The 23,981-nt window shown below is 71.7% G+C and carries 24 protein-coding genes; 15 read left to right on the forward strand and 9 right to left on the reverse strand.

Annotation, left to right across the window (positions count from 1 at the left end):
- Nucleotides 1-15: 15 nt before the first annotated feature.
- From ACYVLJ_RS18145 to ACYVLJ_RS18165, 5 genes are read left to right on the forward strand one after another with little or no spacing between them, the layout of a single operon-like run.
- Nucleotides 16-1,338 (forward strand): M20/M25/M40 family metallo-hydrolase, encoded by a 1,323-nt coding sequence (locus ACYVLJ_RS18145; protein ID WP_451972899.1) that lies wholly within the window; start codon nt 16-18, stop codon nt 1,336-1,338.
- On the forward strand, nt 1,338-2,231 hold the full coding sequence (locus tag ACYVLJ_RS18150; protein ID WP_460439479.1) for an alpha/beta fold hydrolase: 894 nt from the start codon (nt 1,338-1,340) through the stop codon (nt 2,229-2,231). Before ACYVLJ_RS18145 ends, ACYVLJ_RS18150 begins: the two co-directional genes overlap by 1 nt.
- Before the next feature lie 31 nt (nt 2,232-2,262).
- Complete coding sequence (locus ACYVLJ_RS18155) at nt 2,263-2,862, forward strand: winged helix-turn-helix domain-containing protein (protein WP_460439480.1); 600 nt, start codon at nt 2,263-2,265, stop codon at nt 2,860-2,862.
- Entirely contained in the window at nt 2,852-3,598 is a 747-nt protein-coding gene (locus tag ACYVLJ_RS18160; RefSeq protein WP_460439481.1) for an SRPBCC family protein, read from the forward strand. Before ACYVLJ_RS18155 ends, ACYVLJ_RS18160 begins: the two co-directional genes overlap by 11 nt.
- 60 nt (nt 3,599-3,658) lie before the next feature.
- Complete coding sequence (locus tag ACYVLJ_RS18165) at nt 3,659-4,186, forward strand: GNAT family N-acetyltransferase (RefSeq protein ID WP_451972891.1); 528 nt, start codon at nt 3,659-3,661, stop codon at nt 4,184-4,186.
- Here ACYVLJ_RS18165 and ACYVLJ_RS18170 read toward each other — a convergent pair.
- The 3 genes from ACYVLJ_RS18170 to ACYVLJ_RS18180 form a co-directional block, all read right to left on the reverse strand.
- The gene (locus ACYVLJ_RS18170) at nt 4,175-4,399 is read right to left on the reverse strand and encodes a DUF5703 family protein (RefSeq protein ID WP_451972889.1); all 225 of its coding nucleotides are present in this window, start codon (nt 4,397-4,399) and stop codon (nt 4,175-4,177) included. The genes ACYVLJ_RS18165 and ACYVLJ_RS18170 overlap by 12 nt on opposite strands.
- Nucleotides 4,396-5,409, reverse strand: coding sequence for a YncE family protein (locus ACYVLJ_RS18175; protein ID WP_451972887.1), 1,014 nt, complete (start codon nt 5,407-5,409; stop codon nt 4,396-4,398). The genes ACYVLJ_RS18170 and ACYVLJ_RS18175 overlap by 4 nt, the downstream gene beginning before the upstream one ends.
- Before the next feature lie 91 nt (nt 5,410-5,500).
- A complete protein-coding gene (locus ACYVLJ_RS18180) occupies nt 5,501-6,469 on the reverse strand; it encodes an aldo/keto reductase (protein WP_451972885.1) in 969 nt (322 codons plus the stop codon).
- Nucleotides 6,470-6,556: 87 nt separating this feature from the next.
- Between ACYVLJ_RS18180 and ACYVLJ_RS18185 the strand changes: the two genes are divergently transcribed.
- From ACYVLJ_RS18185 to ACYVLJ_RS18200, 4 genes are all read left to right on the forward strand, one after another.
- Nucleotides 6,557-7,594: an LLM class oxidoreductase gene (locus tag ACYVLJ_RS18185; protein ID WP_460439482.1), complete on the forward strand. Its 1,038-nt coding sequence runs from the start codon at nt 6,557-6,559 to the stop codon at nt 7,592-7,594.
- Between the two features lies 1 nt (nt 7,595).
- Nucleotides 7,596-8,438, forward strand: coding sequence for an undecaprenyl-diphosphate phosphatase (locus ACYVLJ_RS18190; RefSeq protein WP_451972881.1), 843 nt, complete (start codon nt 7,596-7,598; stop codon nt 8,436-8,438).
- 24 nt (nt 8,439-8,462) lie between these two features.
- The gene (locus tag ACYVLJ_RS18195) at nt 8,463-9,170 is read left to right on the forward strand and encodes a histidine phosphatase family protein (protein ID WP_451972879.1); all 708 of its coding nucleotides are present in this window, start codon (nt 8,463-8,465) and stop codon (nt 9,168-9,170) included.
- 94 nt (nt 9,171-9,264) lie between these two features.
- A complete protein-coding gene (locus ACYVLJ_RS18200) occupies nt 9,265-11,319 on the forward strand; it encodes a M3 family metallopeptidase (protein ID WP_460439483.1) in 2,055 nt (684 codons plus the stop codon).
- 103 nt (nt 11,320-11,422) lie between these two features.
- Here ACYVLJ_RS18200 and ACYVLJ_RS18205 read toward each other — a convergent pair whose 3' ends face one another.
- Nucleotides 11,423-12,019, reverse strand: coding sequence for a ClpP family protease (locus ACYVLJ_RS18205; protein ID WP_451972876.1), 597 nt, complete (start codon nt 12,017-12,019; stop codon nt 11,423-11,425).
- 116 nt (nt 12,020-12,135) lie between these two features.
- On the opposite strand from ACYVLJ_RS18205, the gene ACYVLJ_RS18210 reads away from it, so the two are divergent.
- The 3 genes from ACYVLJ_RS18210 (at nt 12,136) to ACYVLJ_RS18220 (ending at nt 13,484) form a co-directional block, all read left to right on the forward strand.
- Complete coding sequence (locus ACYVLJ_RS18210) at nt 12,136-12,477, forward strand: ArsR/SmtB family transcription factor (RefSeq protein ID WP_451972874.1); 342 nt, start codon at nt 12,136-12,138, stop codon at nt 12,475-12,477.
- A gap of 2 nt (nt 12,478-12,479) precedes the next feature.
- Nucleotides 12,480-12,950: an SRPBCC family protein gene (locus ACYVLJ_RS18215; protein ID WP_460439484.1), complete on the forward strand. Its 471-nt coding sequence runs from the start codon at nt 12,480-12,482 to the stop codon at nt 12,948-12,950.
- Nucleotides 12,951-13,265: 315 nt separating this feature from the next.
- On the forward strand, nt 13,266-13,484 hold the full coding sequence (locus tag ACYVLJ_RS18220; RefSeq protein WP_460439485.1) for a dihydrofolate reductase family protein: 219 nt from the start codon (nt 13,266-13,268) through the stop codon (nt 13,482-13,484).
- A 57-nt stretch (nt 13,485-13,541) separates the two neighbouring features.
- On the opposite strand, the gene ACYVLJ_RS18225 is transcribed toward ACYVLJ_RS18220, so the two are convergent.
- The 3 genes from ACYVLJ_RS18225 to ACYVLJ_RS18235 form a co-directional block, all read right to left on the reverse strand.
- Nucleotides 13,542-14,522 carry a malate dehydrogenase gene (locus ACYVLJ_RS18225; protein WP_451972868.1) on the reverse strand — a complete coding sequence of 327 codons (981 nt, stop codon included), beginning with the start codon at nt 14,520-14,522 and terminating at the stop codon, nt 13,542-13,544.
- A gap of 99 nt (nt 14,523-14,621) precedes the next feature.
- On the reverse strand, nt 14,622-15,788 hold the full coding sequence (locus ACYVLJ_RS18230) for a Kelch repeat-containing protein (RefSeq protein WP_460439486.1): 1,167 nt from the start codon (nt 15,786-15,788) through the stop codon (nt 14,622-14,624).
- Between the two features lie 79 nt (nt 15,789-15,867).
- Complete coding sequence (locus ACYVLJ_RS18235; protein WP_460439487.1) at nt 15,868-16,311, reverse strand: MarR family winged helix-turn-helix transcriptional regulator; 444 nt, start codon at nt 16,309-16,311, stop codon at nt 15,868-15,870.
- A gap of 95 nt (nt 16,312-16,406) precedes the next feature.
- Here ACYVLJ_RS18235 and ACYVLJ_RS18240 point away from each other — a divergent pair, with 95 nt between their 5' ends.
- Both ACYVLJ_RS18240 and ACYVLJ_RS18245 read left to right on the forward strand, forming a co-directional pair.
- Nucleotides 16,407-16,811, forward strand: a complete 405-nt coding sequence (locus ACYVLJ_RS18240) for a nuclear transport factor 2 family protein (protein ID WP_460439488.1) — start codon at nt 16,407-16,409, stop codon at nt 16,809-16,811.
- A gap of 440 nt (nt 16,812-17,251) precedes the next feature.
- Nucleotides 17,252-17,881, forward strand: coding sequence for a DUF4360 domain-containing protein (locus ACYVLJ_RS18245; protein WP_451973315.1), 630 nt, complete (start codon nt 17,252-17,254; stop codon nt 17,879-17,881).
- 55 nt (nt 17,882-17,936) lie between these two features.
- Here ACYVLJ_RS18245 and ACYVLJ_RS18250 read toward each other — a convergent pair whose 3' ends face one another.
- Together ACYVLJ_RS18250 and ACYVLJ_RS18255 are read right to left on the reverse strand one after the other, a co-directional pair.
- Nucleotides 17,937-20,030: an FUSC family protein gene (locus tag ACYVLJ_RS18250; RefSeq protein ID WP_460439489.1), complete on the reverse strand. Its 2,094-nt coding sequence runs from the start codon at nt 20,028-20,030 to the stop codon at nt 17,937-17,939.
- Complete coding sequence (locus tag ACYVLJ_RS18255; RefSeq protein ID WP_460439490.1) at nt 20,027-23,152, reverse strand: GH92 family glycosyl hydrolase; 3,126 nt, start codon at nt 23,150-23,152, stop codon at nt 20,027-20,029. Before ACYVLJ_RS18255 ends, ACYVLJ_RS18250 begins: the two co-directional genes overlap by 4 nt.
- 62 nt (nt 23,153-23,214) lie before the next feature.
- Here ACYVLJ_RS18255 and ACYVLJ_RS18260 point away from each other — a divergent pair, with 62 nt between their 5' ends.
- Nucleotides 23,215-23,970, forward strand: coding sequence for an alpha/beta fold hydrolase (locus tag ACYVLJ_RS18260; protein WP_451972856.1), 756 nt, complete (start codon nt 23,215-23,217; stop codon nt 23,968-23,970).
- Nucleotides 23,971-23,981: the final 11 nt, after the last annotated feature.

Raw genomic sequence — 23,981 nt, forward strand, 5'->3', positions numbered from 1 at the left:
TGATAGGAATGGCCGGTGACCGAACCGAACCTGATCGAAGCCGCCGCGGCCGAGGCCGTCACGCTGACCAGTGAGCTCATCCGCATCGACACGACCAACACCGGCGACCCCGACACGCTGGTCGGCGAGCGGGCGGCGGCCGAGTACGTCGCGGAGAAGCTGACCGACGCCGGCTACGAGATCACCTACGTCGAGTCCGGCGGGAAGAACCGGCACAACGTCATCGTGCGGCTCGAAGGCGCCGACCGGTCCCGGGGCGGGCTGCTCATCCACGGTCACCTCGACGCCGTGCCCGCCGATCCGTCCGAGTGGTCGGTCCACCCCTTCTCCGGCGCCGTCCAGGACGACTACGTCTGGGGCCGCGGCGCGGTCGACATGAAGGACATGTGCGGGATGGCGCTCGCGCTGGCCCGGCACTACAAGATGAACAACGTCGTGCCCCCGCGCGACCTCGTCTTCGCCTTCCTCGCCGACGAAGAGGCCGGCGGCAAGTTCGGTGCCCAGTGGCTCGTCGAGAACCGCCCCGACCTCTTCGAGGGCGTCACCGAGGCGATCAGCGAGGTCGGCGGCTTCTCGATCACGCTCAAGGACGACGTCCGCGCGTACCTCATCGAGACCGCCGAGAAGGGCATCCGCTGGATGAAGCTGCGCGTGCGCGGCACCGCGGGCCACGGCTCGATGATCCACCGCGACAACGCGGTCACGAAGCTCTCCGAAGCCGTCGCGAAGCTCGGCAACCACCGCTTCCCGCTCGTCCTCACGGACTCGGTGAAGGAGTTCCTCGCGGGCGTCACCGAGATCACCGGCTGGGACTTCCCCGAAGACGACCTCGAAGGCTCGGTCGCCAAGCTGGGCAACATCTCCCGGATGATCGGCGCGACCCTGCGCGACACCGCCAACCCGACCATGCTGACCGCCGGCTACAAGTCGAACGTCATCCCGTCGGTCGCCGAAGCCGCGGTGGACTGCCGGATCCTGCCGGGCCGGCTCGAGGCGTTCGACCGCGAGCTCGACGAGCTGCTCGGCCCGGACATCGAGAAGGAGTGGATGGAGCTCCCGCCGGTCGAGACGACCTTCGACGGCGCGCTCGTCGACGCGATGACCGCCGCCGTGCTGGCCGAAGACCCCGGCGCGAAGACGTTGCCGTACATGCTTTCCGGCGGCACGGACGCGAAGTCGTTCCAGGACCTCGGCATCCGCAACTTCGGCTTCGCCCCGCTCAAGCTGCCGGCGGACCTCGACTTCTCGGCGCTGTTCCACGGCGTCGACGAGCGCGTCCCGGTCGAGGCGCTGAAGTTCGGCACCCGCGTGCTGGACCGGTTCCTGCGCACGTCCTGATGACCGCGTTCGCGCTCGCCGACGGTACGTCCCTGCAGGTGGTGCGCAGGGGCGACCCGGCCGCGCCGGTCACCGTGGTGTTCGTCCACGGCTACGCGCTCGACCAGCGCAGCTGGGGCCGGATCGCGCCACTGGTGCCGGACGCGGCCGAGGGGGCGGTGGCCGTGCTGACCTACGACCAGCGCGGCCACGGCGGGTCCGGGCGGGCGCGGCGCGGCACCGCGACCATGTCCCAGCTCGGGGACGACCTCGCCGAGCTCGTCGAGCGCGAGGTCCCGGACGGCCGCGTGGTCCTGGTCGGGCACGACATGGGCGGCCTGGCGATCATGTCGCTGTCCCAGCGGCACGCGGACCTGTTCGCCGCGCGCGTGTCCGGGCTGGTGCTGCTCGCGACGTCGTCGGGCACGCTGGCCACGGAGGTGTCGGCGGCCTGGCCGAACGCGCTGGGCAAGCTCGCCCGCGACCTCGAAGCCGTGCTCGGCTCGAAGCTCTTCGGCGTCGTCCGCGAGCACACCAGCCGGGCGGTGAGCGCGGGCCTGCGGTGGTGGCTCTTCGGCGACGACCCGGACCCGGAACTCGTCGAGCTGACGGTGAAGATGATCCGCGGCAACTGGCCGCACACCGTGTCGCTGTTCCGCCCGGCGCTCGACGCCTACGCGCGAGAGGCGGCGTTGACGCAGGTCGGCGGCCTGCCCGTGACGGCGATCGTGGGGGAGCGCGACCGGATCGTCCGCGCGTCCGACGTCGAGCAGTGGGTCGGCGGCCTCGACAACGGGACGGCCGTGGTGCTGCCCGGCGTCGGGCACGTCGTCCCCCTGGAAGCCTCGGCGCAGGTGCTGCCGCGCGTCGTCGCCCTGGTCAACGCCAGTTACCGACAAGACGAGAGTTCTTGACAACTTCTCTGTTCGGCATGATGCTGGGCGCATGTTCTCCGTGGCGGTGATCGAAGACCCGGCCGCGGCCGAGGTCTCCCTGGACCCGGTCCGCGCGCGGCTGCTCGCCGAGCTGGCCGAGCCCGCGTCGGCGACGATGCTGGCGGCGCGCGTCGACCTGCCGCGCCAGAAGGTCAACTACCACCTGCGGACGCTGGAGCAGCACGGCCTGGTGGAGCTGGTCGAGGAGCGCCGCAAGGGCAACGTCACCGAGCGGATGATGCGGGCGACGGCGTCCTCGTACGTCATTTCGCCGGCGGCGCTGGCCGCCGTCCAGCCGGATCCCGCGCAGTCACCCGATCGGCTTTCGGCCCGGTGGCTGCTCGCCGTCGCCGGTCGCCTGGTGCGGGACGTCGGCCTGCTGATCACCGGCTCGGCCAAGGCGAAGCAGCGCGTCGCGACCTTCGCGCTCGACGGCGAGATCCGGTTCGCCTCGGCCGCCGACCGGGCCGCGTTCGCCGAAGAGCTGACCGCGGCCGTCACGGCCCTGGTCGGCAAGTACCACGACGAGACGGCCGAGAAGGGCCGCCCGCACCGGGTGGTCGTCGCCGTCCACCCCAGCGTTCCCGAGGAGACCGGCAGTGGGGCATGAGTTCGAACTGACCGAGACCGCCGAGGTCGACGCCACGCCGGAACAGGTGTGGGAAGCCATCGCCACCGGCCCGGGCATCGACTCCTGGTTCATGGGGCGCACCGAGGTCGAGGGCGGCACCGGCGGCGTGGTCCGCGGCGCGTTCGGCGGCTACCGGCCGGAGTACCGCATCCGGGAGTGGGACCCGCTCGAGAAGCTGGTCTACGGCAGCGAACCCGCGCCGGACGGCCGGACGATCGCCTACGAGTTCCTCGTCGAGGGCCGCGACGCCGGCAGCTCGGTCGTCCGCTGCGTGACCAGCGGCTTCCTGCCCGGCGACGACTGGGAGGACGAGTTCGAGGCGATGACCGCGGGCGGCGCGATGTTCTTCCGCACGCTCGTCGAGTACGTCACGCACTTCGCCGGCCGCACCGCGGTGCCGGTGACGGCGTTCGGACCACCGGTGGGGGACTGGCCCGGGGCGTGGACGCGGCTGGGGGCGGCCCTCGGTCTTCCCGCGCGCCCGGCCGAGGGCGACCGCGTCCGGTTCACGCTCGAGGACGGCGTCACGCGGGAGGGCGTCGTCTACGCGGTGAACGACCAGAACGCCGGGATCCGGACACCGGACGCGATGATCCGGTTCCTGCGCGGCTTCCACGGCCCGATGGTCGCATCCCACCACCTCTTCGCCCCGGGAGCGGACGCCGAGGTCGCGGAGAAGGCCTGGGGCGACTGGCTGGACCGTGTGTTCGGTTGACCGCCGAGCGGCTGGACGGCGTCAGCCAAACCGGTTGCCGCCGCTGCGATGATCGGAGTCATGGGCCAACCGACGTTGCGCAGCGAGCGGCTCACCCTGGTGCCGCTCGCCGACGAGCACCGGCAGCTGGAAGTCGAGCTCGACGCCGACCCGGCGGTGATGCGGTACCTGGGTGGCCGCGCGCTGACCCGGGCGGAGGCGGAAGCCGCGCACGAACGCCGGCTGGCCGCCGCGGGGGAGGGATTCGGGTACTGGGCCGGGTTCGCCGGCGACGAGTTCGTCGGCTGGTGGCTGCTGCGGCCGCCGCACGGGCCGGACCAGCCGCCCGTCGAGGGCGAGGCCGATCTCGGGTTCCGGCTGCGGCGCAGCCGGTGGCGTCGCGGTTACGCCGCCGAGGGGGCGCGGGAGCTGATCCGGTACGGCTTCACCGAACTGGGGCTCGACCGCGTCTTCGCCCAGACCGCGGCGGCGAACGCCGCCTCGCGCGCGACCGCGACCGCCGCGGGGATGTCGTTCGTGCGGGAGTTCGCCTCCGGCGGCGACGGGCAGACCGAAGTCGAGTACGAGATCAGGCGGCTAGGTCGGTAGCGCGCCGGGCAGGCTCGCCGAGGTCTTCTTGCGGCGCAGCCACACCCGCCGCGTGCCGTCGGCGTAGAGCCGCACGGTACGCAGTTCCCAGCCCGCGAACTCCGCGTGGATGGAGAGCTGGATCGCCGCCGCACGCCGGGACACGCCCGGGGGGAGGTGCAGACGGCGGTACTCCCAATCCCCTTCGACCACCGCCTCGCTGACCGCTGTCATGGCTGGATCACCTGGGTCCCTTCTCCGGCGGCCGAGCCGACGAACACCCGGCCGCTCTTCTCGTCGACCCCGACCGAGTCCGGCTGGCGCACGGTGGGGAACCGGTACTTCTCGACGGGCTCGCCGCCGCGGACGTCGAACCCGACCACCTCGTTCCGCTCGGTGAGCGTCACCCAAGCCAGGCTCCGCCGCGCGTCGTAGGCGATCCCGTACACGCCGCCCGGCACCGGGTAGCGCTGCCGCAGGATCAGCGGGCCCGCCGAGAACGCCAGCAGGGCCCCAGCCCGCGCGTCCGTCACCAGCACCCGCCCGTAGGAGTCCGCCACGGCGTTGGCCGCGCCGTCCCCGGCCCGCAGGCCCTCGTTGACCTTCCCGGCCGCGACGTCGACCGAGAACACCGCCGTCCGCAGCCGGTCCAGCACCACGACACCCTTCCCGGTGTCCACGACGTCGTCGGCGCTGTAGAGCTGCCCGCCGATCGTCCGCGCCGGACCCGCCGCCGGCAGCACCTGGATGTCCTTCGCCGCCCCCATCGCGACCAGCCGGTCGGCGCCGTAGGCGATGCTCGACGCCGGCTGCCCGCCCGTCTTCGTCTCGGTCAGCTTCCGGTCCGGCAACGTCAGCTGCTGCACCACACCCTGCGCCGGCTCCGCGATCTCGACCCGCCCCGGCGTCACGGTCAGCTTCCCGGCCTTGCCGTATAACGGCATATTCACCGGGGCGGACGCGAGCGCATTCAGGTCGTACAGCCGCAACGACGGCGGCTCGGAAACCGCGACGACGAGCGTCGAGGTCTTCGGATCGACGGCCAAAGCCGACACCGACCCGGTCGTGAGGGTCTGACCAGCGGGTTTCGCGGTCACCGCGGGGGAGACGGCGGGGCGCGCGGCGACCGGGTTCGCGACGATCTGCAGGTCGTCGCCGGTGGACTTGGCCGAAGAGCAGCCCGAGAGCACCAGAGCACCGGCGAGCGGGACCGCGATCCACGCCACGGCGGCGAGCCGACGCACGTTCGTGCCTCCAGGTGTCCCTCGGCGGATGGTCTTCACCAGCATGCTCCTCGATCCCTTTGCCGTCACGTACGTGTCACCCAACAGACACCTACCGCGGCCAGCGTTCGGGGTAACCGGCCTCGATCGCGCTGACGTCGTCCAGTGCCGAGCGGATCGCCGGCGGCAGGGTGATCTCCTCCGCCGTCAGCGAACCGGTGAGCTGGCCGGTGTCGCGGGCCCCGACGACCGGGGCGACCACGCCGGGCCGGTCGCGGACCCACGCCAGGGCCACGGCCAGCGGCGACGTGCCGAGCCCGTCGGCGGCGGTGGCGACCGCCTGCACGATCCGGGCGGCCCGGTCGGTGCGGTGGTGCTCGACGTAGCCGGCGTACGCGCTGTTCGCGCCGCGCGAGTCGGCGGGCGTGCCTGAGCGGTACTTGCCGGTCAGCACGCCACGGCCGAGCGGCGCCCAGGGCAGCAGCCCGATGCCGTGGTGTTCGGCCGCCGGGACGACCTCGCGGTCGACCCCGCGCTCCAGCAGCGAGTATTCGACCTGGGTGGAGACGATCGGCGCGACCGCCGCGGCCCCGGCGGCGGCCGTCGCCAGCTGCCAGCCCGCGTAGTTCGAGACGCCGACGTACCGGACCTTGCCGCTGGTCACGGCGTACTCGAGGGCGGCGAGCGTCTCGGCGATCGGCACGCAGCTGTCCCACGCGTGCAGCTGCCAGAGGTCGATGTGGTCGGTGCCGAGCCGCTTCAGCGAGCCGTCGAGCGCGGTGAGGAGCGCGCCGCGGGAGGCGCCGCCGCCGAACGGGCCGTCGGTGCGCTTGGCGACGGCCTTGGTCGCGAGCACCACGTCGTCGCGGGGGACGAGGTCGCCCAGCAGCGAGCCGAGTACCCGCTCGCTCTCGCCTTCCCCGTAGATGTCGGCCGTGTCCACCAGGGTGCCGCCGGCGTCGACGAAGGCCACCAGCTGGCTGGCCGCCTCCTCCGCGTCGGTGTCGCCACCCCAGGTCATGGTGCCGAGCGCCATCCGCGAGACACGCAGTCCCGAGCGGCCGAGCAGTCGCTTTTCCACGACCGCCGAGCCTAGTGGGCTCACCCGTCCGGACCTGACCAAGGTGAGTCGTGTCGCCCCCAAGGGCCCCCGTTAGGGTCTGGCCCCGTGCGACTCGGACTGAATCTCGGCTACTGGGGCGCGGGGAACGACCCCGCGAACCTGGCCTTGGCGACCCGGGCGGAGGAGCTCGGCTTCGCCGTCGTGTGGGCCGCGGAGGCCTACGGCTCGGACGCCGTCACCGTGCTGACGTGGATCGCCGCGCACACGAAGCGGATCGACGTCGGCGCCGCCGTGCTGCAGATCCCGGCCCGGACGCCGGCGATGACCGCGATGACCGCCGCGACCCTGGACACGCTCTCGGGCGGCCGGTTCCGGCTCGGGCTGGGCGTCTCCGGGCCGCAGGTGTCGGAGGGCTGGCACGGCGTCCGCTTCGCCTCGCCGCTGGGCCGCACCCGCGAGTACGCCACGATCGTGCGGTCGGCCCTGCGGCGCGAACGGCTGAGGTTCGACGGCGAGCACTTCACGTTGCCGCTGCCGGACGGCCCGGGCAAGGCGCTGCGGCTGACCGTCCGCCCGGCCCGTAAGCACATCCCGCTCTACCTGGCCGCGATCGGCCCGAAGAACCTGGAGCTGACCGGCGAGCTCGCCGACGGCTGGCTGCCGGTGTTCTTCTCGCCGGCGCACGCGGGGGAGCAGCTCGCGCAGCTGCGGACCGGCGCCGGGCGGGCCGGCCGCACGCTGGACGGCTTCGACGTCGCCCCGAGCGTGCCCCTGGTGCCCGGCGACGACTGGACGGCCTGCGCGGACGCCGTCCGCGGCTACGCGGCGCTCTACCTCGGCGGCATGGGCAGCCGGGAGAAGAACTTCTACAACCGGCTCGCCTGCCGGATGGGCTTCGAAGCCGAAGCCGCGGAAGTACAGGAGAAGTACCTGGCCGGCGACCGGGCGGGGGCGATGGCGGCGGTGCCGCTGGCGTTCCTCGACGCGACGTCGCTGCTGGGCCCGAAAGAACGGATCGCGGAGAAGATGACCGAATACGCCGAGGCCGGCGTGACGACCCTGTCGGTGTCGCCGTACACCGAGGACGCGGCGGGCGCGCTGCGCACCGCCGTCGAAGCCCTCGAGACGGCGGGGGTGGCCTGACGTGGGGTGGTTCGAAGCACTCGTGCTGGGCCTGGTCCAGGGCCTGACGGAGTTCCTGCCGGTCTCCTCGAGCGCGCACTTGCGGATCGTGGCGGCGCTCGTCGGCTGGGACGACCCGGGCGCGGCGTTCACCGCGGTGACCCAGATCGGCACCGAGCTCGCGGTGATCATCTACTTCGGCAAGAAGATCGGCCGGATCCTGCAGGCCTGGTTCTTCTCGCTGTACAAGAAGGACTGGCGCCAGGACCCGGACGCGCGGCTGGGCTGGCTGATCATCGTCGGCTCGCTGCCGATCGTGGTGCTCGGCCTGCTGCTGCAGGACCAGATCGACAGCGCGTTCCGCGACCTGCGGATCACCGCGACCGTGCTCATCGTGTTCGGCCTGATCCTGCTGTACGCCGACCGCGTCGGGAAGCAGGAGCGGACCCTGGACCACCTGACCGTGCCGCACGGGCTCGGGTTCGGCTTCGCCCAGGCGCTGGCGCTCATCCCGGGGGTGTCCCGCTCGGGCGGCACGACCAGCGCGGGCCTGCTGCTGGGCTACACGCGCGCGGAGGCGGCGGAGTACTCGTTCCTGCTGGCGCTGCCGGCCGTGTTCGGCTCGGGCGTGTACAAGCTCAAGGACATCGGCTCGGGCGGCGTGCCGGCCCAGTGGGGCCCGACGATCCTGGCCACGCTGGTCGCCTTCGGCGTCGGCTACGCCGTGATCGCCTGGCTGATGGCCTACATCAAGAAGCGCAGCTTCGTCCCGTTCGTGGTGTACCGGCTCGCGCTCGGCGTGCTGCTGTTCGTGCTGATCTTCACCGGCGTGCTGGACCCGAACGCGGGCCCCGTGAGCCACTGATCGCGTCCACGTAGGGTGGGCGTCGTGAGTACGGTCATTCTGCTCAGGCACGGCAAGTCGACGGCCAACGGCTCCGGTGTCCTGGCCGGGCGGTCCCCGAAGGTCAACCTCGACGACACGGGCCGCGCCCAGGCGGAGAAGCTGGTCGAGCGGCTGGACGGCGTGCCCCTTTCGGGGCTCGTCGTCTCACCCATGCTGCGGTGCAAGCAGACCGTCGGGCCGCTGGCCGCCGCGCGCGGTCTGGAGAAGCTCGTCGAGCCCGGGTTGTCCGAAGTGGACTACGGCGACTGGACCGGCAAGGAGCTCAAGCACCTCGCGAAGGAGCCGCTCTGGCGGGTCGTGCAGGCGCACGCCTCGGCGGCGGTGTTCCCGGGCGGCGAAGGGCTCGCCCAGATGCAGGCGCGCTCGGTGGCGGCCGTCCGCGCGCACGACCGGCGGATCGCCGCCGAGCACGGCGACCACGCCGTCTGGCTGCTGTGCAGCCACGGGGACGTGATCAAGTCCATCCTCGCCGACGCCCTCGGCCAGCACCTCGACGCCTTCCAGCGGATCGTCGTCGACCCGGCGTCGATCTCGGTGGTGCGCTACACCGAGACGCGGCCGTTCGTCATGCGCGTCAACGACCACGGCGGCGACCTGCGCGGGATCGTGCCGCCGGCGCCGAAGCCGAAGCGCGGCAAGAAAGCCGCGTCGAGCAGCGACGCCGTCGTGGGCGGTACCACCGGCCGGTGAGGTTGGCCACCTCCGGAAAGCGCTGACATCCGCCCCGGCGGAACCCGTAGGGTGGCGGGACCGAGAGTTGCACCCCGACCAGGAGCCTGCGCCGATGATTTCGCCGGACAACCCGTTCGCCGCACCCAGCGAACTGCCCTACGCCCTGCCGCCGTTCGACCGGATCGGCGACGAGCACTACCGGCCCGCCTTCGAGGCGGGCCTGGCCGAGCACTCGGCGGAGATCGAGCGGATCGCGGCGCAGGACGCCGAGCCGACCTTCGAGAACACCGTCGTCGCCCTCGAGCGTTCGGGTGAGCTGCTGGGCCGGGTCGCGAGCGTGTTCTACAACCTGTCCGGCTCCAACAGCACCGACGAGATCCAGGCCATCCAGGCGGAGTTCGCGCCGAAGCTGGCCGCGCACCACGACGCGATCCACCTGAACCCGAAGCTGTTCGCCCGGATCGACGCCCTTCACGCGAAGCGTGACGAGCTCGGCCTGGACGAGGAGTCGCGGCGCCTGCTGGAACGCCAGCACCTCGACTTCAGCCGCGCGGGCGCCGGGCTCGGCGAGGCCGAGCAGGCTCGCCTGCGGGAATTGAACGGCGAGCTGTCGACGCTGCAGACGAAGTTCCAGCAGAACCTGCTCAAGGACACCAACGAGCTCGCGGTCGTCATCGAGGACCGCGCGGAACTGGCGGGCTTCGGCGACGGCGCGATCGCCACGGCCGCCGAAGCGGCGTCGGCCCGCGGCGAGGACGGCAAGTACGTCATCCCGCTGACCCTGCCGACGAGCCAGGCGTCCCCGCTGGAGACCCTGCGCGACCGCGAAGTCCGCGAGCGGATCCACACGGCGTCGATGGCGCGGGGCAACCGCGGCAACGACTACGACAACAACGGCGTCGTCGCGGACATCGTGCGGCTGCGCGCCGAGCGGGCCGCGTTGCTCGGCTACCCGAACCACGCCGCGTACGTCATCGCGGACGAGACGGCGAAGACGGCCGAAGCCGCCGCCGGGCTCCTGGAACGCCTCGCCCCGGCCGCCGTGGCGAACGCCCGCACCGAGGCGGCGGAGCTCCAGCAACTGCTCGAAGCCGACGTTCCGGGCGCGACGCTGCGGCCGTCGGACTGGCCGTACTACGCCACGCAGGTCCGCCGGGAACGCTTCGACGTCGACACCGAGGCCCTGCGCCCGTACTTCGAGGCGGACCGCGTGTACGCCGACGGCGTCTTCTTCGCCGCCACCAAGCTGTACGGGCTCACCTTCACCGAGCGGACCGACCTCCCGAAGTACCACCCGGAGGTCCGGACCTTCGAGGTGTTCGACGCCGACGGCACGCCGCTCGGGCTGTACCTGCTCGACCTCTACGCCCGTGACGCCAAGCGCGGCGGCGCGTGGATGAACACCTTCGTCGACCAGTCGCAGCTGCTGGACCGCAAGACGGTCGTGGTCAACGTGCTCAACGTCGGCAAGCCGCCGGCCGGTGAGCCGACCCTGCTGACCTTCGACGAGGTCGTCACCGCGTTCCACGAGTTCGGGCACGCGTTGCACGCCCTGCTCTCGGCGGTCCGCTACCCGACGTTCTCGGGCACCAACGTGCCCCGCGACTTCGTCGAATACCCCTCGCAGGTCAACGAGATGTGGATGCTGTGGCCGGAGGTGCTGGCCAACTACGCCAAGCACCACGAGACGGGCGAGGCGCTGCCCCAGGAGCAGGTCGACAAGCTCCTCGCCAGCCAGCAGTACGGCGAAGGCTTCTCCACCACCGAGTACCTGGCCGCGTCGCTGCTCGACCAGGCCTGGCACGGCCTCGGCGTCGACGACCGGGTGGGGGAGGTGCAGCGGTTCGAGACGGACGCCCTGGTGAAGGCCGGCGTGGCCGTCGAAGCCATCCCGCCGCGCTACCGCACCACGTACTTCGCCCACATCTTCAGCGGCGGCTACAGCGCCGGGTACTACTCCTACATCTGGAGCGAGGTGCTCGACGCCGACACCGTCCAGTGGTTCCGGGAGAGCGGGGGACTGACCCGCGAGAACGGCGACCACTTCCGCCGCACCCTGCTGGGCCGGGGAGGCAGCATCGACCCGATGGATGCCTTCCGCGCGTTCCGCGGCCGCGACCCGGAGATCGAGCCGTTGCTGGCCCGCCGAGGGCTCGACGGAGTCTGATTCTTCAACTGTATAACGCCCTATACTGTGGGCTCGGTGTTGAAAATGCCGGGCCCACAGTTATGTTCGGGAAACAAAAACAAGCCAAGACACCGGAGGCCGCTCAGGCCGTGGCGCTCTGCTCGCCCGCGACGATGTGGTCGACGAAGCCGTAAGTCAGAGCTTCGTCGGCGTCGAACCAGCGGTCGCGGTCGGCGTCGGCGGTGATGCGCTCGACCGTCTGGCCGGTCTGGCGTGCGGTGATCTCGGCGATGCGGCGCTTCATCCGGCCGAAGACCTCGGCCTGGATGGCGATGTCGGTGGCGGCGCCGCTGATGCCGGCCGAGGGCTGGTGCATGACGATCCGCGTGTTGGGCAGCAGGTAGCGCTTTCCGGGGGTGCCGGAGGAGAGCAGGAACTGGCCCATGGAGGCGACGAAGCCGAGCCCGTACGTCGAGACGTCGGGTTTGACGAGCTGCATGGTGTCGTAGATGGCCATGCCGGCGGTGACGGAGCCGCCGGGTGAGTTGATGTAGAAGGTGATGTCCTTCGCCGGGTCGTCGGCGGCGAGCAGGAGGAGCTGGGCGATGATCCGGTTGGCCACCTCGTCGGTGACTTCGGAGCCGAGGAAGACGATGCGGTCGCGCAGGAGCTGCTGGTAGACCGAGTCGTCGGGGGACTGGTTCGGGGCCTGCATCGCGGGCACGGCGGAGAGTGTCATGGCCCGAAGGTAGGGCGGAAGATCGCGGGCCGGGGTGTGGTTTCGCTGTGAGCGTGCGGAGTTCGCTGGGAGCGGAGTCTTGTCACCGGGGCCGGCCCCGGCTAACGTACAACGACATGGTTGTACTTGAGGGAGAGACCGAGGAGTCGCTCAACCAGCTCTTCCGGGCGCTGGCCGACGGCACGCGCCGCGACATCCTGGCGCGCTCGATCACGGAGACGCCGTCGGTGTCCGAGCTCGCCGCGCACTACGAGATGAGCTTCGCGGCCGTGCAGAAGCACGTGGCCGTGCTCGAGCGGGCGGGTCTGGTGCGCAAGCGGGCGAACGGGCGGGAGCAGCGGGTCTCGGCGAGCCGGGAGCGGCTGCGGCGGGCCGGTGAGCTGCTCGACTCCTTCGAGGCGGTGTGGCGTCAGCGGGTGGCGCAGCTCGATGAGGTGCTGCTGGGGAAGGAAGACTGACTATGCCTGTCACGTCGGTGACGAAAGATCCCGAGGCGCTCACGTTGACGCTGGTGGCCGATTTCCCGGTCTCGCAGCGGCGGCTGTGGGAGGCCTGGGCCGATCCGCGGCAGCTGGAGCGGTTCTGGGGGCCGCCGGCCGCGCCCGCGACGTTCACCCACCACGACTTCCGGGTCGGGGGCCGCGCGGAGTACTTCCTGACCGGGGCGGACGGGGAGAAGTGGAGTGGTGCGTGGAGGTTCACGGCGGTGAACCCGATCGACTCGTTCGCGGCGGAGGACGGTGAGGACAACGCCGAGGACGAGGACATGCCGGCGTCGATGACGTTCGCGTTCGAGACGACGCCGTCGGGGTCGCGCATGACGTGCGTCACCCGGTTTTCCGGGTTGGCGGCGATGGAACGGACGACCCCGGGCATGGAAGCCGGCCTGCGCGCCGCGATGCCCCAGCTCGACGAGGTGCTGGCCGGATGAGGACGCTGAAGATCATCGAGCACGTGTCGCTGGACGGCGTGCTCCAGAACTCGGCCGACGGGGACGGCTTCCCGTATCCCGATTGGACCGGGCCGTACCGGACTCCGGCCGGTGCGGAGGCGATGTTGTCCGCGCACGGCGATCGGTTCGACCTGCTCCTCGGCCGGCGCACCTACGACATCTTCTCGGGCTTCTGGCCGACGGTGACGGGCCTGCCGATGGCGGATCGCCTGAACGCGGCGACGAAGTACGTCGTCACGCACCGTCCGGACGATCTCGGCTGGGGGCCGGCCGAAGGGGTCGGGCCGGATCCTGGTGCTGACGGGCAGTTCCACGCTGACGTCGGTGCTGCTGGAGCACGGGCTCGCGGACGAGGTGGTGCTGGTCGTCTACCCGGTGCTGGTGGGTACGGGCAAGCCGCTGTTCGCGGAGGGCACTCCGGGGCAGACGTTCGACTTCGCCGGGACGACGCCGACGCCGTCGGGCGTCCTGCTCAGCACGTACGAGGTCGCCGGGCCGTTGAAGACCGGTTGACAGCAAGAAGGGGCCACCGTCCTGCGTGGACGGTGGCCCCTTTCGCGTGGGTCAGGCTCAGATGAGGCCGAGCTTCTGCACGGTGTCGCGCTCCTCGACGAGCTCCGCGACGGAGGCGTCGATGCGGGTGCGGGAGAAGTCGTCGATCTCCAGGCCCTGGACGATCTCGTACTTGCCGTCCTTGGCGGTGACGGGGAAGGACGAGATGAGGCCCTCGGGGACGCCGTAGGAGCCGTCGGAGACGACCGCGGCGGAGGTCCAGTCGCCGGCCGGGGTGCCGTTGACCCAGGTGTAGACGTGGTCGATGGCGGCGGAGGCGGCCGAAGCGGCGGAGGAGAGGCCGCGGGCCTCGATGATCGCGGCGCCGCGCTTGGCGACGGTCGGGATGAAGTCGCTCTCGAGCCAGGCCTGGTCGACGTCGACGGCCTTGCCGGCGACCTCGGCGTGCTGGACCGAGGGGTACTGGGTGGCCGAGTGGTTGCCCCAGATGGCGAGCTTCTTGATCTCGGTGACGGGTACGCCGAGCTTCTTGGACAGCTGGGCGAGGGCGCGGTTGTGGTCGAGGCGGGTCATCGCGGTGAAGCGGTCGGCGGGCACGTCGGGGGCGTGCGAGCGGGCGATGAGGGCGTTGGTGTTGGCCGGGTTGCCGACCACGAGGACCTTGACGTCGTCGGCGGCGCCGGCGTTGATGGCTTCGCCCTGGGGCTTGAAGATGCCGCCGTTGGCCTCGAGGAGGTCGCCGCGCTCCATGCCCTTGCTGCGGGGGCGGGCGCCGACCAGGAGGGCGATGTTGGTGCCGCTGAAGGCCTGCTTCGGGTCGTCGAAGATGTCGATGCCGGCCAGGAGCGGGAACGCGCCGTCGTCGAGCTCCATGGCGGTGCCCTCGGCCGCCTTGACCGCCTGCGGGATCTCGAGGAGCCGCAGCTTCACCGGGACGTCGCTGCCGAGCAGCTGACCGGACGCGATGCGGAAGAGCAGCGCGTAGCCGATCTGGCCGGCGGCGCCGGTGACGGTCACGTTGACAGGGGCTTGGGTCATTGCGGTTCTCCAGCTTGAGACGACTTTGGCTAGTGCCTTGGAGCCTATCCCTCCTCGTGGTCGCCGTTCGGGTGCGTCCAGTCACTCTCGCTGGATCGATTACGGGGTGTACAGGTCGGTGCCGGTGATCAGGACGTGGTCGCCGGTGGGGCTGGCGCCGCCGAGCTGGGCGGCACCGCCGGCGATGAGGACCCGGCCGTCGGCGAGCTTGACGGCGCCGAACTTGGCGCGGGGTGCGGAGAGGCCGGTCCTCGGGCCCCACCGGCCGGTGGCGGGGTCGTAGGTTTCGGAGTGCTGGTAGCCGGTGTCGTAGCCGCCGTATTCGAGGCCGCCGATGGCGATGACCTGGCCGGAGTCGAGCTTGACCAGACGGTGTTCGTCGCGGCCGATGCCCATCGGGGCGACCGGCGCCCAGCGTCGGGTGACGGGGTCGTACCGTTCGGCGTCGGCGAGGCTGAAGGGTGAGTAGCTCCACCGGAGTGGGCCGCCCTGGTGGCCGCCGGTGAGCAGGATCGAGCCGTCGTCGAGGGCGACCGCCTGGGCGAAGACCCGCGGCAGGCCGGTCTCGCCGGGTACCGGGGTGCCGATCGGGTCGGCGGGTGTCCAGGTGCCCGTGGCGGGGTCGTGGGTTTCGCAGAAGGTGAGGCCGGTGAGGTCGGCGCCGGTTTCGACGACGCCGGAGACGGCCATGACGTGGCCGCCGGGCAGCGGGACGGCGGGGAAGGACGCCCGTGCGTGGAGCATCGGGGCGGTGGTGGTCCAGGTGCCGGTGGCGGGGTCGTAGAGCTCGGCGGTGTTCGTGATCACCTGGGTGGGCAGGGGTGGCTGGTCGGTCGCGCCGCCGGCGACGAGGACCCGGCCGTCGGGCAGGAGGGTGGCGGAGTGGCCGTGGCGGCTCTGGCCGAGCGAGCCGGTGGGCGTCCAGCTGCCGGTGGCCGGGTCGTAGAGCTCGGCCGTGGCCAGGGCCCACGGTGTGATCGACGGGTGGCCGTGGCCGCCGCCGACGGCGAGGACGCGGCCGTCCTGGAGTGTGGTCAGGGTGTGGGCGCGGCGGCTGGTGGCGAGTGCGCCGGTGACGGTCCACTGGCCGGTGGCGGGGTCGTAGAGGGCGGTGTCGGCGTAGGTCTTGGCGCCGCGGGCGTCGCCTCCGCCCGCGGCGAGGACGCGGCCGTCGTGGAGGAGGACCGGGCCTTCGTAGGGGTGGTCCCACGCGCGGGGCCAGGGGAGGTCGCCGGTGGGTGCCCAGGTGGCGGTCTGTGCGGTCATGTGCCGACCATCGGGGGCGGTGGTGATGATCGTCAAGCGGTTGCCCGAAGGCCGGTCTTCCGGTGCGCCGCAAGGGGTTCTATCGGGTGCCCGGGTCGTCGGTGACGTTGCCCGCGAGGCGGTGCAGGAGGTCGGCCAGCTGGGCGACCTCGGCGTCGGTGAGGCCTTTTCGCATGCGCTCGTCGTGGGCGATGGCGGCGGAGGCGAGGCGGAGGAAGAGCTGTTCGCCGTCGGGGGTGAGGGTGACGAGGTGGACGCGGCGGTTGTCCGGGTCGCGGCGGCGGGTGACGAGGCCGGCGGCTTCCATGCCGTTGAGGTGGTGGGTGAGGGTCGCGCCCTGGATGCCGACGGCGTCGGCGAGTTCGCGCTGGTTGGCGACGGGTTTGGTCTTGAGCGAGATGAGGATCTGCCAGACGGGCTGGGAGCCGCCCGCGGCGGCGAGCGCGTGGTCGAAGGCGCGGCCGGCGGTCTTGGCGGTGCGGGCGAGGATGACCCCGATGGGTGCGGTTGCTGGTGCGGGCACGGGGTCACCGTACCGCAGAAGCAGAGGGATCTAAGCGTTTGACATCTAATGATTAGATATCTAACGTTGCGTGCATCGAACGGAAGGGGAACCCGATGAGCACCGAAGAGCAGGTCCGCGAGTTCGGCCGGGTCTGGGCCGCGGCCGAGGAACGCGGCGACACCGACACCCTGGCCGGCCTGACGGTCGACGGCTTCCGCCTGGTCGGCCCTCTGGGCTTCGTCCTGGACCGCGACCAGTGGCTGGCGCGCTACGGCAGCGGCGCCCTGGTCACCGAGAAGCTGGACTGGACCGAGGTCGAGGTCCGCGACTTCGGCGCGACCGCCATCGCGATCGGCATCCACGCACAGGCCGCCCGGCACCAGGGCGACCCGGCGAACGGCCGGTTCCGCGCCACGCACGTCCTGGTCCGCGACGACGACCGCTGGCGCCTGGTCGGCATCCACCTGAGCCCGATCGGCGGTCCACCGCCTTTCGCCTCCGAGGCGACCGGGCGATGAGCGTGGAGTTGAACCACCCCGATCGTGTGCGTCACCGACCGGGATCCTGGGCCCGTGCGCCGAACCCGCCGACGGGCCGGCGAACGGCGTGACGCTGGACTTCGCGGCGTGGGGATCGGCCACGCGGTCGTGATCACCGCGTGGCCGTGGTCAGGCGCGGCACGGTCCTAACCGGAGCCGCCGGGCGCGCGGGGTGAAACGATCAAGCCCGGACGTCGCGCGGTGATCGTCGGCGCCGGGCGGCGGACCGGGGGCGCGAAATCGTTTTCCTGCAACATTTCTTCGTGATCGCCGGGAATGAATACGCGGAATTATCCGTATACCGCGTGGTGGGACGGCTACTGCGTGTTGCTCCGTTCAGCGGGGTTTCGGACCATGATCCTTTCGCTACCATGGTCGGCGCCCCCGTACCCAATTCGAATGTATTGGGAAGGATTCCAATGCTTTCTGCGGTCGTTGCTGCCGTGATGGCGCTGTCCTCTGTGGTCACCCCGCATTCGTGGAACACTCCGCCGCCGCCCGACAAAATCGTCATCGACGTCGTCAACGCCAACGGAACGGGGTGCCCGCCGGGTACGGCCGCGGTGGCGGTTTCCCAGGACAACACCGCGTTCACCGTGACCTACAGCACCTACACGGCGCTGGTTGGCGTGGGCGCCGGCCCGCTGGACGGCCGCAAGAACTGCCAAATCGGCCTGCGCGTGCACGTACCACAGGGCTTCACCTACGGGATCGCGCAGGCCGACTACCGCGGTTTCGCGCACCTGGAACGCGGCGCGACCGGACTGGAAAGAGCGAACTACTATTTCCAGGGAAATTCTCCGACTGCTTACGTGCAGCATCCGCTCGCCGGGCCGTTCGAAGACGACTGGCATTTCACGGATTCGACCGACGTCGGTGCGATCGTGTTCAAGCCGTGTGGCGAGGAACGCAATCTGAACATCAACACGGAATTGCGGGCCGCGGCCGGCACGTCGGATCCGAAGAAGACGACGAGCTTCGTCACGATGGACTCGACCGACGGCAGCATCACCACGGTGTACCACTTCGCGTGGTTGTCCTGTCCGTGAGCTGAGCACCGGGAAAACGGGGCGGCGCGGCCCGGGCGCGCGCCGCCCCGGCCGCTCATTTCTTCGCCGGGCTCCGCGGGTCGGTGGCCTGGACGTCGAAGACGCGGCCGAGGGAGACGAGGGCCTCGTCCAGGTGGCTGAGGCTGGAGAGGACGGCACGAGTCTCGGCCTGCTCGACGCGGTCGGCGACCGGGGTGCCGTCGTCGCGCACGAGCGTGCCGGGTGTGGGGCCACCCGGCGCGTCGAGCGCTTTGCGGAGGACGTCGATGTTGGCCAGCAGCCGGCCGGTGAACAGGCGGAGCCGGTCGGCGTCGGGGCCGGCGAGCATCCCGGGCTGGGCGCGGGCGGCGACGTGGCGGGCCCGGAACGCGATGGTTTCGAGCGTGGTGAGCACGTGCCAGCCGTAGTCGCGGCGGGCCGTGCGGAGGTTGACCGGGTGCGTCAGCGGCTCGATGGTGGTCCGGACCTGTTCGACGGCGCGGTCGAGGTCGCGGGAGAGCTCGATGATGTTGACGTTCTCCTCGCCGGCGAGGAGGCCGCCCGCGTGCTCGAGGAACTCCTCCAGCTCGTCGAGCACGGCGGAGATGTCGTCCAGCATGACCGAGCGGGTGCGCACCGGGACGATGACGACCGCGGCGAGGATGCCGGCGGCGGCACCGACCGCGGTCTCGGCGACGCGGATCCAGAGCACCTCGACACTGAAGGTGCCGAGCATGCTGTAGAGCAGGCCCAGCATGCTGGTGATGAAGAAGGCCATCGTCACCTGGGAGACGCGGGCGGTGTAGACCATGCCGAACACGCACACCAGGATCAGCGCGAGCGTGGCCGGCGTGTTGCCGGCGACCAGCGAGGCGAGCAGGACGCCGCTGACGATGCCGATGAGGGTGCCGCCGAGGCGCCGGACGCCCTTGACGAACGTGGCGCCGGCGCTGGAGGCGCCGATGAACACGACGAACACCGTGAGCACGGCCCAGTACCAGCGCTGGTGGGAGACCAGTTCGCCGCCGAGCACGGCGAGGCCGCCGCCGACGACGGCCTGGATGGCGCTGCGGGTCCGGTTGTCGTAGGCGAACGCCGGGGTCGGCTCGTCGTCGTCTTCGTCATCGTCGTCGAGCGGATCCACTGTGGACTCGGGGGTGGCGGCGCGCTGGGCGCGGTCGTCGGCCAGCGCGAGCTCGGCGAGGGCCTTGCGGACGCCGTCGCCGGGGGCGGCGTGGGAGTCGATCCGGCTGCCCTCCACGAGCATCCGGCTGTATTCGCCGGTCTGGCTGATCAGCGGCAGCTCGCGCGGGTCGCGTTCCATCAGGGCGCGGAAGCGGGCGAGCCGGGCGATGAGGTCGTCGCGGACCTCGGTCGTCAGCTGGTCGGAACAGGTGCGCTGCACGGTGATCGCGAGCCACTGGACGGCCAGCTCGACCTCGATGGCGCGGCGGCGCAGGCGATCGGCGGCGCGGGCGTCGACGACGTCGGGGGCGGCGTCCTCGATGAGCAGGACGCATTCGTGCAGCCGGGCCAGCGCGCTGCGCAGCTGCTTGCGGGTGCGCTCGCTGCCGCCCACGGCCAGGTACGCCTCGGTGGCGCGGACGACGGCGCCGAGGCGGGCGCGGAAGGCGCGGCGGACCCGGAGGAACTCGGCTTCGGGCTTGTGGCGCAGCAGGACGAACCGGACGACGGCGTTGGCGAGGACGCCGACGCCGAGCGCCATCAGCAGCTGCGGCACCTGCGCCAGGTGGGCCTGCAGGAACATCGGGAAGAAGAACAGGAAGAAGCCGATCGAGCCGAGCGCGGTGCCGCGGGGGCCGAAGCGCTGCGCGTAGACCGCGACGAAGATGAGCAGCACGAACACGACGCTGTCCAGCGGCGGCAGGGCCGAGCCGAGGCTGGCGACGGTGATCGACGCGCCCCCGGTGAGGAACGCCAGCACGAGGGTCACCGCCTGACCGCCGGGCGTCGGGTCGTTGACCGTGAAGGCCGTCATCATCGCGGCGATGGCGCCGACGAGCATCACGGTCAGCGGCAGGTGCGCCGGCAGCAGCGCGGCCACGGCGAGGACGATGCCGAGCACGGCCGATCCGGCCAGGCGCAGCCGGACCAGCCCGGGGTCGGCCGCCGCCAGCCGGTCGAGGGCGGCGGTGCGGAACTGGTTCATCGGGCGAGCAGCTCCCACTGGGCGAGGGTGGTGCGGCGACCGCGGGTGGCGGTGATCCGCAGCCGGTAGTGCGGGTGCGCCGCCGGCGTCGCGAGCACGAAGGGGCGGGTCTGGCGGCGCCAGCGGAACAGGACGTCCCGCCGTTCGTCCAGTGTGGTCCACGTCGTGCCGTCGCCGGACCCTTCGAGGACCCACGCGCTCGGGTCGCCGCGGCGGGCGCCGGAGGTGAGCGTGTACATGGTGACTTCGCGGGGTTCGCCGGTGACGGCGAACCCGATCGCCGGGGTGGCGTCGCGGAAGGTGACCTGGGTGCGGGTGGTGTCGTCGAAGAGCGCGGCCACCGCGGTGCCGTCGGACGCGGTCGCGGTGCCGGTCAGGTCGGAGACCGGGGCCGGGCGCTCGGCCGGCGGTGGCGGGGCGCCCCACCCGGTCGGTTCGGTGGTGAGGTCGAAGACCAGCTCGGCGCCGCCGGCGAGCGTGGCGTGGGCGATGGACGTCGCGTCGTGCGGTTCGCCGTCGACGGTGAGCCCGCGGACGTAGACGGTCTCCTCGGTGTTGCCGGGCGCGCGGATGACGAGCTTCTTGCCGTCGCCGAGGTCGACCGTCGCCTTCTCGAACAGCGGTGAGCCGATCGCGTAGCGCGGGCTGCCCATCTGCAGCGGGTAGAAGCCCAGGGCGCCGAACACCCACCAGGCGGACATCTCGCCGTTGTCCTCGTCGCCGGGGTAGCCCTGGCCGAGCTCGCTGCCGAGGTAGAGCCGCCGCAGCACTTCCCGCACGACGCGCTGGGCCTTCGCGGGCGCGCCGGCGAGGTTGTAGATGTACGGGATGTGGTGCGAGGGCTGGTTCGAGTGGCCGTACTGGCCCATGCGGACGTCGCGGGCCTCGGTCATCTCGTGGATCAGGCCGCCGTACGCGCCCGGCCGGCGGCCGGTCTCCGGGGTGGCGAAGAATTCGTCGAGCTTCGCTTCGAGGCCTTCGTTGCCGCCGTGCAGCGCGGCGAGGCCGGGGCCGTCGTGGGGTGCGGTGAAGGCGGTGTTCCACGCGTTCGTCTCGACGAAGTCGCCGCCCCACGCAGCCGGGTCGTAGCCCGCGGGCCCGAACTTGCGGCTGCCGTCGCGGTTGCGGCCCTGGAAGAACCCGATCTCCGGGTCGAAGTGGTGGACGTAGTGCTTCGCGCGCTCGCGGAAGTAAGCGGCGTAGTCGGCGTACATCCGGGCCCGCTCACCGTCGCTTTCCCGGGACAGGGCGTCGGCCAGGTTGGCCAGGCCGAAGTCGTTGATGCAGCCTTCCAGGGCCCAGGACAGTCCTTCGTGAACGGACGTCGGGGTGTAGCCGAGGAAGATCGACTGGTCCAGGCCCTTGCGGCCGACCGCGCGGTGCGGCGGGGTGACGGTCGCGTTCTTCAGCGCGGCGTCGAAGGCCGCCTCGACGTCGAAGGTGCGGACGCCCTTGAGGTAGGCGTCGGCGAACGCGACGTCCGAACTCGTGCCCGTCATCAGGTCCGCGTAACCCGGCGACGACCACCGCGAGATCCAGCCGCCTTCGCGGTACTGCTGGACGAACCCGTCGACCATCCGCCCGCAGTGCGCGGGCGTCAGCAGGGCGTACGCGGGCCAGGTGGTGCGGTAGGTGTCCCAGAAGCCGTTGTTGACGTACATTTCGCCGTCGACGACCTTCGCGCCGGTGCGCCGCCGGGTGCTCGGCCACCGCCGGGGCCGGACCGGGCTGGCGTGCCGGATGCCCTCGGGCGTGTTCTCGTGCGCGACGTTCGGGTACAGGAACAGCCGGTAGAGGTTGGAGTACAACGTCGTCAGCTGGTCTTCGGTGGCGCCCTCGACCTCGACGCGGCCGAGCTGCTCCTGCCACAGCTCCCGAGCCCGGGCCCGGACCTGCTCGACCGTCGTCCCCGCGGGGATCTCCAGCTCGAGGTTCCGCTTGGCCTGCGCCAGGCTGATCAGCGACGTCGCGATCCGCAGCGTCGCGTCGGGGCCGTCGAACTCGAAGTAGCCCGTGACGCGCCGCCACGGCGGCCAGTGGACCTTGGCCCCCCGCGTCGCCGGAGCATCGGTGACGCCGTAGACGAACATCCGGCGGGCGCCGGCGGACAGGCGGCTGCGGACCGTCGTGTACCCCGAGATCACCCCGGTGTCGGCGTCGAGCCGCAGGCGGCCGCGGTTGCGGACGTTGTCGAACAGCAGCCAGCCGTGCTTGTCCGGGAAGGTGAACCGCATGATCGCCGCGTGGGACGTCGGCGCGAGGTCGGCGGTCATGCCGTTGGCGAACCGGACGCCGTAGTGGTGCGGCGAGTCGGTCTCGTCGTCGTGGGAGAACGCCAGGGCGCGCTTGCGGCGGTCGTGTTCGACCGGGCCGGTGCCGGGCATGACGTGGAACGTGTGCCGGTCGCCCATCCACGGGCTCGGCTGGTGGCTCAGCGCCAGTGCCTGCAGCGCCGGGCGGTTCCGCTCGTCGTTGTGGCGGTGGTAGGAGTAGATCCAGTTGGTGACGCCGGCGTCGGTGACCGGGGTCCAGAAGTTGAACCCGTGCGGCACCGCCGTGGCCGGGAAGTTGTTGCCGCGGGAGAACTCGCCGCTGGAGTGCGTGCCACGGGTCGTCCGGACCCGGTCGACTGGGTCCCGGCGCTCCCGGGGGCGTTCGGTCACGCGGACGTCGTCGATCCAGCCGGTGATCTCGCCGTCGGGGGACGCCGTGCGCAGCACGATCCGGCTGATCCGGCGCCCGGCGAACGCCCCGAGCGGGCGGCGGACCGGGTTCCACTGGTCCACCCAGAGCGTCTTGTCGTCCACGGGGTCGAACCCGGCCGTCGTGCCGTCGGCGAACTCGACGTCGAGGCTGACCCAGGTGGCGTGGTAGGCGGGGATCTCGCCGTCGGACTTCGGGAAGACCACATAGGACAGCTCGGTGCTCCCGCTCACCGGGACGTCGAGTTCGAACAGGACGCTGCGCGGGCGCGCCGTGTAGCGCAGGGCCTTGGCCCCGGTGAAGCCGACGCCGGTCTTCGCCGTGGGGGACCGGTCCGGGCCGCTGTCGACCCGCAGGGCGGGGTCAACCGGCTGCGGGTCACCGGTTTCGAACGAAGAGGAGAACACGGCGTCGGACATGCGCCCACCGTATCGGCCGAACGGCGTAGCGTGTGCTCGACGCGGGGGAGGGGAGGTCTCGGGTGAGCACGCACACCGTCCGGCACGAGGGTGCCGAACTGCGCTTCGAACAGCGTGGCGAGGGCCCGTTGCTGCTGCTGATCGCCGGCCGTGGCGGCGACGGCGCCCAGTACGCCCGGCTCGCGGAGCGGCTGTCCGGCCACCACACCGTGCTCACCTACGACCGGCGGGGCCCGGACCCCGACTTCGACCTCGCGCAGCAGGCCCGCGACGCCGCCGCCGTGATCGCGGCCGCCCGCCCGGCCGCACCCCGGGCCGCGGTCTTCGGCCAGGGCGGCGGCGGTTCGGTCGCGTTCGAACTGGCCGCGCAGCTGCCCGACACCGTCACCGAGCTGGTCGTCCACGAAGCCCCGGCGATCACGCTGCTGCCGGACGCCCCGAAGTGGCTGGCGCTCGCCCGCGAGGTCCGCGCCACCCACGAACGCGACGGCCTCGACGCGGCCCTCGCCCTCGCCGGCCTCGCCCCCGCGGACTTCCCGGACCCGGCGGCCGCGGAGCTCTTCCTCGCCCGCGAGTTCCCGGCGGTCGTCCTGCACACCCCGGACCTCGACGCGGTCCGCCGGACCGGGATCCCGGTCGTCACGGCCGCCGGCGAGGTCAGCCGCGACACCTGCCTCGAACGGTCGGCCCGCGTCCAGGCCGAGCACCTGGCCTGCCGCTACACCCGCTTCCCGGGCGGCCACCGCGGCTTCGAGTCGGACGTGGACGCCTTCGCCCCGGCCCTGTCCACGACGCTGGCGGCGTTGCGGCGCCGGTGATCAGGGTTGTA

The sequence above is a fragment of the Amycolatopsis stemonae genome, assembly GCF_054781455.1.

Bases quoted from the DNA above. Each gene is read 5' to 3' on its own strand.
- ACYVLJ_RS18250 (WP_460439489.1), bottom strand. From the start codon at position 20,030: ATGAACCAGTTCCGCACCGCCGCCCTCGACCGGCTGGCGGCGGCCGAC.
- ACYVLJ_RS18170 (WP_451972889.1), bottom strand. From the start codon at position 4,399: ATGACAGCGGTCAGCGAGGCGGTGGTCGAAGGGGATTGGGAGTACCGC.
- ACYVLJ_RS18150 (WP_460439479.1), top strand. From the start codon at position 1,338: ATGACCGCGTTCGCGCTCGCCGACGGTACGTCCCTGCAGGTGGTGCGC.
- ACYVLJ_RS18205 (WP_451972876.1), bottom strand. From the start codon at position 12,019: ATGACACTCTCCGCCGTGCCCGCGATGCAGGCCCCGAACCAGTCCCCC.
- ACYVLJ_RS18210 (WP_451972874.1), top strand. From the start codon at position 12,136: ATGGTTGTACTTGAGGGAGAGACCGAGGAGTCGCTCAACCAGCTCTTC.
- ACYVLJ_RS18155 (WP_460439480.1), top strand. From the start codon at position 2,263: ATGTTCTCCGTGGCGGTGATCGAAGACCCGGCCGCGGCCGAGGTCTCC.
- ACYVLJ_RS18215 (WP_460439484.1), top strand. From the start codon at position 12,480: ATGCCTGTCACGTCGGTGACGAAAGATCCCGAGGCGCTCACGTTGACG.
- ACYVLJ_RS18230 (WP_460439486.1), bottom strand. From the start codon at position 15,788: ATGACCGCACAGACCGCCACCTGGGCACCCACCGGCGACCTCCCCTGG.
- ACYVLJ_RS18245 (WP_451973315.1), top strand. From the start codon at position 17,252: ATGCTTTCTGCGGTCGTTGCTGCCGTGATGGCGCTGTCCTCTGTGGTC.
- ACYVLJ_RS18200 (WP_460439483.1), top strand. From the start codon at position 9,265: ATGATTTCGCCGGACAACCCGTTCGCCGCACCCAGCGAACTGCCCTAC.
- ACYVLJ_RS18225 (WP_451972868.1), bottom strand. From the start codon at position 14,522: ATGACCCAAGCCCCTGTCAACGTGACCGTCACCGGCGCCGCCGGCCAG.
- ACYVLJ_RS18255 (WP_460439490.1), bottom strand. From the start codon at position 23,152: ATGTCCGACGCCGTGTTCTCCTCTTCGTTCGAAACCGGTGACCCGCAG.
- ACYVLJ_RS18240 (WP_460439488.1), top strand. From the start codon at position 16,407: ATGAGCACCGAAGAGCAGGTCCGCGAGTTCGGCCGGGTCTGGGCCGCG.
- ACYVLJ_RS18165 (WP_451972891.1), top strand. From the start codon at position 3,659: ATGGGCCAACCGACGTTGCGCAGCGAGCGGCTCACCCTGGTGCCGCTC.